Source organism: Sphingobium sp. RAC03 (assembly GCF_001713415.1).
Lineage (GTDB): Bacteria > Pseudomonadota > Alphaproteobacteria > Sphingomonadales > Sphingomonadaceae > Sphingobium.
On the sequence record NZ_CP016457.1, the window covers coordinates 78,728 to 91,192 of the forward strand.

At 61.6% G+C, this 12,465-nt stretch carries 13 protein-coding genes; 4 read left to right on the top strand and 9 right to left on the bottom strand.

All coding sequences use genetic code 11. The annotated features are described in order from the left end of the window. Positions 1–2 precede the first annotated feature (2 nt). Entirely contained in the window at positions 3–215 is a 213-nt protein-coding gene (locus BSY17_RS20380) for a hypothetical protein (RefSeq protein ID WP_069067160.1), read from the bottom strand. A 586-nt stretch (positions 216–801) separates the two neighbouring features. On the opposite strand from BSY17_RS20380, the gene BSY17_RS20385 reads away from it, so the two are divergent. Continuing rightward, complete coding sequence (locus BSY17_RS20385) at positions 802–1,299, top strand: MucR family transcriptional regulator (RefSeq protein ID WP_069067161.1); 498 nt, start codon at positions 802–804, stop codon at positions 1,297–1,299. 336 nt (positions 1,300–1,635) lie between these two features. Here the strand turns inward: BSY17_RS20385 and BSY17_RS20390 are convergent, their stop codons facing one another. Beyond that, a complete protein-coding gene (locus tag BSY17_RS20390; protein WP_069067162.1) occupies positions 1,636–2,304 on the bottom strand; it encodes a cation transporter in 669 nt (222 codons plus the stop codon). 63 nt (positions 2,305–2,367) lie between these two features. On the opposite strand from BSY17_RS20390, the gene BSY17_RS20395 reads away from it, so the two are divergent. Next, on the top strand, positions 2,368–2,781 hold the full coding sequence (locus BSY17_RS20395) for a MerR family transcriptional regulator (RefSeq protein ID WP_069067163.1): 414 nt from the start codon (positions 2,368–2,370) through the stop codon (positions 2,779–2,781). Next, positions 2,768–3,358 carry a cation transporter gene (locus BSY17_RS20400; RefSeq protein ID WP_069067164.1) on the top strand — a complete coding sequence of 197 codons (591 nt, stop codon included), beginning with the start codon at positions 2,768–2,770 and terminating at the stop codon, positions 3,356–3,358. Before BSY17_RS20395 ends, BSY17_RS20400 begins: the two co-directional genes overlap by 14 nt. Positions 3,359–3,467: 109 nt before the next feature. Here the strand turns inward: BSY17_RS20400 and BSY17_RS20405 are convergent, their stop codons facing one another. Continuing rightward, on the bottom strand, positions 3,468–3,788 hold the full coding sequence (locus tag BSY17_RS20405; RefSeq protein ID WP_069067165.1) for a hypothetical protein: 321 nt from the start codon (positions 3,786–3,788) through the stop codon (positions 3,468–3,470). Between the two features lie 74 nt (positions 3,789–3,862). On the opposite strand from BSY17_RS20405, the gene BSY17_RS20410 reads away from it, so the two are divergent. Beyond that, positions 3,863–4,066, top strand: a complete 204-nt coding sequence (locus BSY17_RS20410; protein ID WP_069067166.1) for a hypothetical protein — start codon at positions 3,863–3,865, stop codon at positions 4,064–4,066. An 8-nt stretch (positions 4,067–4,074) separates the two neighbouring features. On the opposite strand, the gene BSY17_RS20415 is transcribed toward BSY17_RS20410, so the two are convergent. The 6 genes from BSY17_RS20415 to trbC all read right to left on the bottom strand — a co-directional run bounded on the left by BSY17_RS20415 (position 4,075) and on the right by trbC (position 12,458). Next, the gene (locus BSY17_RS20415; protein WP_069067167.1) at positions 4,075–6,888 is read right to left on the bottom strand and encodes a conjugal transfer protein TraG N-terminal domain-containing protein; all 2,814 of its coding nucleotides are present in this window, start codon (positions 6,886–6,888) and stop codon (positions 4,075–4,077) included. Between the two features lie 19 nt (positions 6,889–6,907). Then, positions 6,908–8,308 (bottom strand): conjugal transfer protein TraH, encoded by a 1,401-nt coding sequence (locus BSY17_RS20420; RefSeq protein ID WP_069067209.1) that lies wholly within the window; start codon positions 8,306–8,308, stop codon positions 6,908–6,910. A gap of 65 nt (positions 8,309–8,373) precedes the next feature. Continuing rightward, positions 8,374–9,204, bottom strand: a complete 831-nt coding sequence (locus BSY17_RS20425) for a conjugal transfer protein TraF (RefSeq protein ID WP_171899308.1) — start codon at positions 9,202–9,204, stop codon at positions 8,374–8,376. 230 nt (positions 9,205–9,434) lie between these two features. After that, entirely contained in the window at positions 9,435–9,833 is a 399-nt protein-coding gene (locus BSY17_RS20430; protein ID WP_237236620.1) for a hypothetical protein, read from the bottom strand. Further along, positions 9,814–11,646, bottom strand: a complete 1,833-nt coding sequence (locus BSY17_RS20435; RefSeq protein ID WP_069067211.1) for a conjugal transfer protein TraN — start codon at positions 11,644–11,646, stop codon at positions 9,814–9,816. Before BSY17_RS20435 ends, BSY17_RS20430 begins: the two co-directional genes overlap by 20 nt. A 65-nt stretch (positions 11,647–11,711) precedes the next feature. Continuing rightward, on the bottom strand, positions 11,712–12,458 hold the full coding sequence (gene trbC / locus BSY17_RS20440; RefSeq protein WP_069067169.1) for a type-F conjugative transfer system pilin assembly protein TrbC: 747 nt from the start codon (positions 12,456–12,458) through the stop codon (positions 11,712–11,714). Positions 12,459–12,465 lie beyond the last annotated feature (7 nt).

Sequence of the window (12,465 nt, forward strand, 5' to 3'; positions counted from 1 at the left end):
GATCACGAAAATGGCGCGCTTGCTCTCATCCCAGGGGATTCGTCCAGCGCATCAAGTCGATCCGTCATCGACAGCAGCCTCATAGCAGCGGCCGCGACCGCTTCGGAGATCGACGGATAGGTTTCCGCTGAGCTCAGCGATACGCCGCCGGCAAAACTGACCGTCGCCTGATATCCATTGCCCTTTGGCGTCGCAGAAAGCGTGACATGGGACATTCGACAAGCCCTCCGGCCGACAACATCTCGAGTCGGTATAGCACGACAAACCGCGACCGGCGCCTTCGTGGCCAATGGTTGTTCAAATCATTGTAACTGGCACCGAAGACGACCGTCGCGTAAAATCTCCAACAGACATTGCCAGTTCGGATCGGCTTCTTCCACCCACCTGAACTACATCGCGGCAACTCACTCCTTTGCCGAAGCGAAGGCGACGGGAAAATCCGCATCGAACGTCAACGCTTTGCGCGGTATGCCCCCTTTGCGCGATGCAGCTGCTCGCCAGCGATTTCGCCTTCCTGCTCGTTGCACTTGGATTTCTCGCTAACAGACGGGCCAATGGAATTGACCCGGCGCTACGCAGGCGTGGTACTGGTCCCGGACTGAGGTCCCTTGTCGGAGGCGAGCGCTTCGAGGATCCACGAAGGGCGACGACGTTCAACCAGTCCGCGCCTATTTGTCAGCCCGGATCACCGCCATTTAATTTGAAGAGCAGCCAGACGTCTTCACAAGACGAGGTCTGCCCGATAGGCGTGGTGTAACGATCGCCTGCGCGGTCAAGGTCGACAAAAACAGGAGCTGCCGCATGACCGACACCGCCGATGTCTCGAGCACGCTTATTACGTTGACCGCCGATATCGTCGCTGCCCACGTCGCCAATAACAGTGTGTCCGTCGCAGACCTATCCACATTGATCGGCAATGTTCATTCCGCTCTGGCCGGCTTGGGATCGGCCCCGGAGCCGTTCGTCGAGCCGACACGGCCTGCGGTTTCCGTGCGCGCATCGGTTAAGCCCGAATATATCATTTGTCTTGAGGATGGTAAGAAGCTCAAGATGCTTAAACGCCATCTTATGACCCATTATCAGATGACCCCTGCGGACTATCGCGCCAAGTGGAATCTCCCGGCCGACTATCCGATGGTTGCTCCCGATTATGCCGAAACTCGGCGAGCGCTGGCGCATAAGATCGGCCTTGGCCGCAAGGCGAAGGTGGCGGAACCGGCTGCGGCCGCTGCACCCGCCGAAAAGCGCAAGCCTCGTACACCACGCAAAAAGCTCGCTCTCTCCCATCCGACCAAATGATCGGAGCCTGCCCAGCGCGCAAATAATCCGAGGGGCCAAGTCGCGTGGGCGGACGGCCCAAAACGCTTACATTGTGAGTGGTGGCGTGGGCACGGGCAGAAAGCCGATCAGCCTTGAGGCGACCGCCTGCGCATGGCCGACTGCCGGGTCATCCAAGCAATCGCATCTCCTGCTGAGCCGCTCACGGGTGGAGAACAGATGCATCGAATGCTCGTTCGTCATTGCGCGTGCGCCGGGTCGGGCGGAAGAATATCCTCGGTATGGGCGATATTCGCAAATCGCGTGCGCTGGATTTTATAACTGCCGGGATGCCAGGTCGATTTTCCCAAGTTCATATTATTTTGTCTCGATAGAGTTGGAGAGAAGCGCTGGAACGATTTCCTCCTTGATATTCTCGCCTGACATTTCAGCCCAGGAATGGCGCATGATCTGGAGACCTCCGCTGATCCCAAGCGACGCGAGGATTGCGGCGACGATCAGATCGGGCCAGCCCGATCCGGTACCGAACACGCCGAGCGCCGCCGCCACGACGGCAATGTTGCCGATCGCATCATTGCGCGAGCATATCCATACCGAGCGCATATTCGCGTCGCCGGAGCGAAAGCGGTAAAGGATGAGCGCGACGACGGCGTTGGCCGCCAGGGCGAGGCTCCCGACGATCGCCATCGTCTCAGCTTGCGGCAATGCGCCGGTGAATGCTGCATAGGCTGTGCTGCCGATGATCCAGAGGCCGAGTGCAAAAAGCGTCGAGCCTTTGAGCATCGCCGCCCGCGAACGCCATGTGAGGGCCATGCCCGCAACGCCAAGGCTGATCGCATAGTTGGCGCTATCGCCTAGAAAATCGAGCGCATCGGCCTTGAGCGCCGCCGATCCCGCCGTCACGCCGGCAACGATCTCGACCCCGAACAGGATCATGTTGATGGCCAGCGCGATCCACACCGCGCGCCGCCAACCGGCGTCCTCGATGCGCTTCGTCTCCGCGCAGCATGATCCGCAACCCGCCATGTCGCCTCGCTTTCCCTGAGTCGACCCGCTATATGCACCCTATAGCCACTAGAGGGTCAAGCGGTGAGAATCGGCGAGCTGGGACGAGTGACCGCGACCAAGGTTGAGACGATCCGCTATTATGAGCAGACCGGCCTGCTTCCGCCGCCCGCCCGGACCAGTTCGAACTATCGTAGCTACGGTGACGGACATCTTGCACGGCTCTCGTTCATCCGCCGCGCGCGCGATCTCGGTTTCCCGATTGAGCAGGTCCGGGCCTTGCTCGACCTGTCGGATGATCACGCGCGCGACTGCGCGACGGTGGACCGGATCGCGACCGAGCATCTGCGCGAGGTCGATCGCAAGATCGCCGATCTGACCGCGCTCCGTCGCGAGCTGAACGCGCTCATCGCATCCTGCGACGGCGGAACGGTCGCCGAATGCCGCATATTGGAGGCGCTCGCGCCTGCCACCGGGACTCCAGATGCCGACGCTTGACGATCAGCTTCGTCGCGCGGTGCGCCTGGTGGCGCTGCTCAACCTCGCTTATTTCGGGGTCGAGTTCGCGGTCGCAATCAAGATCGGCTCGGTGTCGCTGTTCGCCGATAGCGTTGACTTTCTCGAGGACGCGGCAGTCAACTTCCTGATCTTTGCGGCGCTCGGCTGGAGCATGCGCCGCCGCGCCAAGGTTGGCATGGCAATGTCGGCAATCCTGCTCGCGCCCGCACTCGCGCTGTTGTGGACGCTCTGGCAGAAATTCAATGCGCCTGTTCCGCCAGCGCCGGTCCCGCTGTCACTGGCAGCGCTCGGGGCGCTTGCGGTGAACCTGTTCTGTGCCTTTCGTCTCGCGGCCTATCGCCATCACGCCGGCAGCATGACCCGGGCGGCGTTCCTCTCGGCGCGCAACGACGCCTTCGCGAATATCGCTATCATCGGTGCAGCGCTGGCGACCGCCTGGACGTATTCGATCTGGCCGGACGTCGTCGTGGGACTTGCGATCGCCGGCATGAACCTCGACGCGGCACGCGAGGTATGGGCGACGGCGCGGGGCGAGCACCGTTCTGCCGAAGCCTGAAATCCGGGAGCGGCGACGGCGTGCCGAATCTGCGCCGCGGCGTGCTCACGCAGTACGGATGCGTCCCCCTCTTCCGCAATTGCCAGCCGTACCGCTCGCCTGAGCGGCATCAGCCATTCAAATAGATCGCAATCGCCAGCGACATCACAAGTATTGAGAGCCAAATTAAGATCTGGCCAAAAATGTGTAGTACCAGCCCGATCCAGGAATATTGCCGGCGAAGAACGACGGCGCTAGCGACAGCCGTGAAAAACACGATTGCGGCCTGCATCGAGATCGATGGTGGCCGCTGCAAGATCGTGTCGATGATCGGCATAAGCCCGATTGCCGTCACCAGCATCCAAGAGAAGCCGAACGCCAGCGCATCGGCCAAGTTCAAACGCTCGAACGAATTCGCCCGCTGATCTTTCACCCGGAAGCGGGCTGCCATCAGGAAATCTCCGCGCTCAACCAGCTTGTGAACAGACCTCGAACCACGTATGTTTGCGAGGTTCGGAGGTTCTTATGCAGAAGCTGGACATGGCTATGTACGCGGCGACCCAGGATAATCCTGGCGGCCCCGTTTACATGATGGTCGAGGACGACACGGCGCAAATTGCGCCCTACACCGATGAAACCGGCCAGACGCCTCGCGGCGGGATAATCGGCTATGCAGTCGCTTATGGGCTGCTGATCGCCCTGATCGCTTACTTTATGCTCGCGGTCTAGCACCGCGATCACTTCCTTAATTCTGGATCGCTGAAGAACCCGCGGTTGTGGTCGCGGTTCACCTCCGATTGAACGTCCACGGATCCCTGCACGCTGTTCGCGCGACTCGCTTGCGCGGCGGCCCTGTCGTCGGTCAGCGACGCCCGCCCCGCTTCGATGATCTCCGCAGCTGCGCCCGGATTTCCGCCACCGGGTCCCGCCGGGATCCCGGACACACCATGCGGCCGATAAGTTGATCGAACTTCCGCGGCGCTGCCGATTTCAGTATGATGCACGTCAACAAGATCGGGCGCATCGATCCGGCCTTGAATCTCCTCGCGGATCCCATCGCGCTTTTCCTGCATCCAACGGGAAATCATCTCCTGCCGCACCGACCGCTGATGATCCGTCAGGTCTGTCGCCCACAGCTCGGGCGCATCCAGCCCGGGGTTCGTGGCTTGCTGTTGGCGATACCACTGCGCAAGATCCTGGCTCAGGTTCTCGCTGAGCTGCATCCCGTGCGTTTCGGCATAGCTGGCATCGCGCGAAAGCGACTGCGACAGCTCCTCGAGCTTTCGGGCCGTCTCTGAATATGACCTGGCCCGCGCGAGCGCGTCCTCGGTGCTGACCGACGACGACGACGACTGCGACGCGCGGCTGAAAACCCCATCGCGGTCATAGGTGCCGTCAGAAGTGGTCGCACCCGACCCGCTGGAATGCTCATCCCGGACACCACTCGACGCATTGCTTGAACTATCACTCGACCGGGATTCGTCAGTACCATGCCGCAACGAGTCTTGCTGCTGTCCGGTCTTGCTGACCCCAAGGCTGGCACCCGGAAGGCGACTAAGTACTCTACCCAATCCGCCCTTGCCGCCACCAGATCCTCCGGAACCACCGAGTCCTGCGCTGAGACCGCCTTGAACCTGGTCGACCGTCTGAGCACCCCTGTCATGCGAGTTGGAAACCCGCAGGCTTTGTCCCGTCGACGACCGCTCCTCGAGACCCTGCGAGCTGCTTCCCGTCGTCCGGTCAAACTGATCAATTGAGGTGTTGGTGGACCGCCCGCTGCTCGAATCCCACCCCGACGAACGCTCGCTGGACGTTCCGAACGCACTGCGATTGGTATGCGTACTGGTGAGGACGTCGTTCGCCGCGTTTTCATAGGCCTGCGCCTGCCGGTGCGCCTCGCTGGCCATCTCCCGCCATTCCGCGACCGTGCCGGTATTCATGGTCGGCGTGAAGCCGAGCCGCGAGATCGCGCCGCTGGTATCGATGACGTCCTGCCCATTGCCAAAGCCGGACACCACAGCGCCGTTGTCCTGACGCCACCCAAAGCTCGGGCCACCACCCATGAAGCTCGGCGCTGTCGACCACTGATCGCTCTGCCGCATGTTCGACGTCGAATTGGCCCAGCTCACATTGCCGTAGGAGTAATTGCCCGTCGTCTGCTCCACGGCCGCCGCTTCGGCGGCATTCTGCGCCGGCGCCAACATCGACATCGACTGCCCGGCGATCGACATCGCGCCGCGCGCGAGGCCCGCCGCCAGGAAGGGTACGCTCATGAGCATGAAGCCGGCGATCGTCGCCGTCTCGCCGTTGATCGCGCCAATGCCGGCATAGCTGCCGAGCGTCACACCACCCGATGCGACCCCGGCCGCGGCAGATTCCGCCCGCGTCATGCAGATCATGTGCAGGATAACGTATAACGGCCCCCATGCGGCGAGATAGAAGAACCCCATCCCATAGCCCTTGAGCGAACTGACGCCGGTCTGCGGCATCAGGAACAGCGGGAATATGACCGGAAACATCGCAAAGAAAACGACCGTCAGCACGATGTTCAGGATCGGCACCCACGCCATCGCCTGCTGGGCGATCGAATTGTAGGTGTTGCGGGCCTGAATGTCGGCGCGCGTCTGCGCGAACGTGTCGATCGCGGCCGACCCGCTCCCGCCAGCCATGCTGTTGCGAGCCTGCATGAAGGCGTTGATCGCCGTGTTCTGCCGCATCGCCTCGGTGAAGTTGCTCCCCGACCCGGTGAAAGCCGCGTTGACGATCGGCAGATCGTGCTTGAGCTTGTCGGCCGCCAGCGCGTTGCTCAGCTTTGGATAAAGCTCCTTGCCCCACAGCGGCGCGTTCGCCTCGATCATCGGGGTCCACTGCGCGTCGAGCGCCTGATAGGCCTGTCTGCAGGTAATGATGAAACTTTGGACGGTCCCGTCTCCCTGCCGCTCGAGCCACTCCTGCGAGCGCGCCTCGGAGCCAGGTCCGATCGCAGCCCAAAGGTCCGTCGAGGTGGCGAGATTGGTCAGTGACTTCTGATAGAGCATCACGTCGCCGAACAGGCACTTCTTGAAATGCTCCTCGAGGTTCGTCGAAAACTCAGCGTCGCGGATCACGAAATTGCGCGTCGCATCGAAGAGGCGCGCGCCATAGACCATGCCGTTGGTCGTGTAGTTCAGCTCACTCGGCATGACGAAGACCGTCTCCGCCGTTCGTGTGAGCCAATCTCCGACCTGGGTTGTGAAACTCGCCAGAACGCCCAGCCCAAGCGGGACATTGTCGACCGTCGCGGGCGCCAGCGAAGGGTTGATCCGGTCAGTCACCTTGACGCTGATCGTCGGAACCATGAGGCAGAGGTAGATGGCGGTCGCTTGGAGAAACCAGTTCATCCAAGCGCGGAAGTTGAGGGTGAAGGCAACGACAAGCAGCGAGTAGATGAGGCCCATCACCATCACGACGCGGAGGAGGGAACGGTAGCCCCCTCCTCCCGACCATGCAGCTACCGCATTGAAGGTGTTGACGAGATACTCGCCTCCGCCAACTGTGAAGACCTCCAGCATAGCCGTTGCTCCCGTGCCCTTACATCAGGCCCTGCGCGTTCAATCCGCGCGAGAAATTGAGCGCGGACGACATGCCGGGCGTCATTGAGTTTTGAAGTGTGGACTCGAGCATGATGCTGCGGTTGATGATCTGCATCGTCACCTGCAGCTTGTTGTTCAACTTCACATCGCGCTGGGCGAACTTGGCCCGGGTCGCGGCGATTTGCTGTTTCCACTGCGTCGCAGTTTCCTGATCGAAGGTCTGGTAGTGGACCTTCGCTTGCTCGACGCGGTCAAGCATATTGTCGAGCATCGCTGCCAGAAGGTCGACCGCGACGATCTCCGATAGCGTCTGAATCTCACCGTCGGTCAGCGCATAATGGGCATAGGCCTGCACCGCGAGGATCTTGTAGATCGGCACCGTCGCTAGGTTGAGGAGCTGCTTTTCCGCCGCATCGAGCGCGGTATCCGTCCGGATCTTGTCGCTCATGGATTTGATCATGGTGCTGATGCGCGGCCGAAGCGCCGAGGACGCCGGCACCGTGAGGGTCTGTTCGCCCACATCGTAGCAATTCTCGTCGTTGCACTTGAGCATCTTGACCGCGGGCGCATCGGCCGTGCCATCGAGCAATGCTGTCACCACAGCCTCTTCAGCCGGACCAAACATGACGACCTTGCCGCCGACGCTAGGATCGGTCGACGGCGTGGTCACGACCGTTCCGACCAGCGTCATAATATATTCGGAGAAGGACTGGTCGAACGCACCAAATTTGGCCGATTTCTTCAGCGCCTCCCAGGTATAGTTGTGGGGTTCTCCCACCAGCTGATCCTTCATGGACGCATCGGTGTTGCCGGCGATCGTGCTGTCACGACGGTTGCCGTTGTTGCAGCCCTGGCGCGATGCCGCCCAGTCGGAGAACACGCCCTGACTGTTGCCGACCGCCTCGCAGATCGTGGAGCGCGTCGTTTCCATCTGGGGCCAGATGCCGCCCACGAGCGCCTGCGCCGTTTCGCAGCTCGAGATGTTCATCTGGTTGAGAAGCTGCGCCTTCTGGCTGAACTCATCCATGACCTTGCCGATCTCGGGCGACACGGAATCGATCGCCAGCTTGAAGGCGAACCCCAGCGCATTGTTGGCCGTCGCCTTCAGCATCGCGACGATTTCCGATGCGTTGATGAACGAGAAGCTGCCGCTGAACAGGTCGATGCCGCCGCATCCCGCGCGCGCGCTCGGAAGCTGCAGGTTGAATGGCGACACGCTTTTCTGCGGGAAGCGCGTCCAGACATTGCCCAACGAATAGTAGCCCGCCGACTGGCCCTGGAACGCAGTTGGCCCGGTCACATTTGCAGCGCCGCCAGCGTCGTTGAAGAACCCGTTCATTTCCGACGCGACGTCGGCATGCGCGACGCTGACCAGCGCGAAATGCGATGCCGCCACCAGGCTCAAGCACCCTGCGGATTGCCGGAGAAATTTGCGGATCCTGCCGCTTTTGCGAGCCTGTTCCATCAATAGTCGCTCCCAACCTTGGTGTTGGTCAACATGAAGATCCGATCCATGATCTCGTCAGCGCTCAGCACGCCGTATCCCACGGGTATCGTCCGCTTGGTCTGGGTATCGAACAGCACCAGCGCCGGCGTCTGGTTGCCCGGCACGCCCATTCGTGCCCGCTGACCGGAGTCGACCACATAGTTGGGGAATTCGCGATTCGGACCACCGTCCATCGAGACCGCCATCACCGCCATTCGATGACTGTCGGCGACCGATTTGAGGATCGGAGCAAACAGCTCGCACGCACCGCAGCTCTGCGCATAGAAATAGAAGAGGCCGTAGCGCTGGCTGAGGTTCGTCAGGACAGCATCGCGATCAGCCTTGCGGTTGTCGAGCCAGGCACGCTTGCCGATCGTCGAGACCGGCCGCTGCAGCGTGTAGTCGAGATCCGGGTTCTGCCAAAGCGCGCGCTGCCAAGTGTCAGAGAAGGTCGAGGCGCGATCGAGCTGCTCGCGCTGGAAACGGACATAGGCGATCACGTTGTCCTCGGACGGCTCCAATATGGCGCGGGCCTTTAGTTCGTCGAGTTGCTTGGTAATCGCCGCCATTCGCTCGGCCGCGCTGGTCGCCGGGGCCTGCTGCGACTGTTCCTTCGCCGCCGGCGGCTTCGGCTTGGCACAATAGAACCACTGGCCGAGCTTGCGCTCACCACAGTAGAAATCATCCCCGCTCCCACCACGTTCGAGGGAGTCGCTGGATGCGGAAGCATCCTGGGCCTGAAGCGATGCCGCCGGCCCGATCGGCGACAAAGTGAGGAGCAGCATCGAGAGCTTAGCGAGTCTGGACATCGCTTGTCGTCCTTTCGTCGGTTGCGTCCGCGGCGACGGACTTGGGCGCGGAATGGGTGGGGCGATCGCTGGCCGGAGATGGTCCTTTCCAGGTCGCGTAGTGAAAGCAGCAGTCGAGGCCATTCGCGGGCCACGACGAGCCGCAGGGGAGAGCGCTCGGGATAGAAGTTGGTGGCGAGCCGGGCGCCATCTGCGGCACCGGCGCGCCCACTAGCAGGATGATTGCGGGTTCAAAGATCGACATTGCCACTGTCCAGCTCCCCCTTGGTTAACCGAAGGACGGACATCATCAGCGCCACGTCGATCAGCCGCGTACCGTGGTCGAGCATCCTGATAATCCCGTTCATGAGCGGACGTGCCGCTTCCCGGCCTTCGTTGCTGGCTTTCAGCCGGTCGGCGACCGGAATCAGCCATCCCCGCTCGACCATGTCCGCCACTGGTCCGGCTGCGTCCTGCGGCGGGATGGCACATTCGAACCAGCCCGCCAGGACCGTACAGAGTTCCTCAATCCGCATGGGCTGTTCGGCGCGATAGATGCACAGGAAGCTCGCGAGCTGGAACACAGTCATGTCCCAGCCGCATGGCGAACCGCCGCCTGACGAGAGCAGGTCATTTGCCGTGGAGATCATAGTAGGCCTGTATCTTGTCTTGAATCTCGCTCATCGTTTCGACCTCGTCGGGCAGCTTGGCCGCATCCATGAAGTCTGCATACACCTCGGTGAAATCCATTATGGACAGGTCGAGTAAGGCAAACTCCTCGATCGTGAAGCCTTCACACTGTTCCTTTTTTGGCGCGCCCCATGGTCTACCGAGCTGGACCCGGCCCTGTTCCTGAAGCACACGACTGAGCTTGCTTTCGAAACAACAATAGGCGGTTCGCTTGGTCTTGCAGATGCCGAGGAAGCTTGACGAACAATATGTTCCGACCTTGTGGCAGAAGCCCATGCGATCCTTGATATCGAGCTTCATCTCGTCCTGAGAGCAAGCGAACAGTGTGAGGAACGGCGTGGCGAAAGCCGCGATTGCGAGCGGGCCGCCCGCCAGCGCGGCCGCACCGGCCGCAACCGGCACAGCGCCCGAGACCTTGCCCGCGCAGCAGTTGATCAGGCCGAAGACCGGCTTATGGCAAGTCTCGCGCGTCCCCCTGAAGACCGTGAAATTGGTCTCGTCGAATTCCTTGCCTGCCTGGTCGATCGAATGGAGCGCAACCAGCGCATCCTTGAACTCGGTCGATGCCTCGCGGACGATCGGCTCGCAATCGCCGTTGATGCAGTAGACGTCGTCGCCACAGATATACTGACTCGTGTCAGCCGATACGCCTCCCGGGGTCGGGCATTTGTAAACCTTCTCCGACACCTTGCACGGGCCGCCGTCCGGGTCTTCATCCAAGCATTCGTCGCGCAGATACGTGCACGAGCGGTTTGCCTCGAGATCGGCGCAATCATTCCCTGTGGTGATGTGGTTACAGGTGTAGGTCCGGTTCCAAGCCCAGCACGGCTGTGTAATCGCGACCCCTTCTACCTCGCGAGTCACCGGATCGCTCGATGTGCAAACTTCTTGCTGAAGGCTGCATTCGCTGTTGCCGGCGTACGGCGAGCAGGCACTCTCGTCTCGCGAAGTCCCCTCATAATGCTGCTGCGGGCCAACATACACGGGCGGTGCCGCCGTGCGCCTCCAAAAGCTCCGGGTCGATGAGCCACCCGGCGTCGAGGACGCTTCCGACGAACAGGTATAGGTCCGATCTGATGAGGTCGACCAATAGGTGGTCCGCCCCGCCGTGATGCGCCGATGCTGATCGGCAAAGACCTCGTTCGACATTGTGCATTGCGGTGCCGCTTCAAAGCCGGAGCAGCTATTGTGCGTCTCGACCGACGTAACCGCCGTCTGATATTCAAGGCACCTTCGTCCCGCATATCTGACGCACCGCGTCGCTTCGCTTGTCAAAAACGCTGTTCCGCAGGTGTAGACGTGCGTGGTCGAGAAGCTGTGGTTGAGACCGACCGAGCATGAAGGGGTCGACTCCTCGATGTTAGCACCGGAGTTACAGGTCGCTTCATAATAGCCGTCGGCCCCTGCGCCGGGCGGCAGCGGCGTGCAGGAGCCGGCGCCGCCCGTAATGTTCTCGCCGTCGAGGTACGCTGACGGGTCGTTCTCGACCTGGGTTGCGCGATCCGTCGTCGCGAGGATCTCGTCGTTGCTGAAGGTTGGTCGCGTATGCGCGGCGTCCGTTGTTATCTTATATTGCTCGTTGCTCGATTTTGCCGAAGCGGCGGCTGCTTCCAGTTTATCGGGATCGTCGAAATAGGCGCCTTCAGGCAAGGTCGTGCCCGCATACCCTGGCACCGCCTCGGCTTGAGCATCGTCGCGGGGAACAAGCGTCGAGTCCGACTTCTTCTCGTTGCCCATGGCCTTGCCCTGCTCGCCCGCCTGCTCGAGCGTCATCTGCGCCCCCAAAGGACCGGCGGCGAGCAAGGCGGTGACGAGCGCGACGATAAGCGCTGAAGCCTTCACTCCCGTCCCTTCCGCATATTCGAAAGGCCGACAGCGGCGATGCGAGCTCCCGGTCCGTTGCCCTCGGCAAAGGAATTGAGCGCATATTCGACCGTCACGTTGCCGGTCATACGGTCAAAGGGTGGAACCTTGGTCTGGCAGGAGAAGCCGGCACAGAGGTCGAAGTCCGAGGAGACGGCCACATAGGTGGGGACCGCCTGCACGTTGAACGCGCGGAAGAGGCGTGGATCGATGCCGATATTTGTGAAATCGCCCTGGCTTTCGACAATCTGGCCGAGCCTGCCCGCGAACTCCTTCATGGAATTGTTCGGGAAGCCCCGGAAAACGACGACGCCCCCTGCCCTCGCCGTGTCCTTGATGAGCTGCTTAAGCGACTGCGGCGGCATCGACAGGCTCGCGAAGACAATTAATTGCGGAGCATCGCCGCCCTTTGCGCTGGCGTTCTTCGACGCCCCCTGCACGATCTCATCGAAGTCGATCGGCCCCGCCGGACCCTTGGGCAGATCCTTCGCTGCGACCTGCCGCATGTTTTCCGTGCCGCTTTCGCGGATCGCGGCGGCTTCCTCCCTGAACTCGTCTCCTCGATTCTTGACCTGGTCAACGAAGGCCTGTGCGTCAGCCGCCAGGTCGGCCGAGCGCTTCTTGATCGCCTGTACGTCGAGCTCGTCGACGGTCTGGGCGAGCAGGGCCGAAATCCCGGCGGTTCCTAGAAGGGCGGTGATGCCCCAGGCCAATAGGCGCATCGTCGGT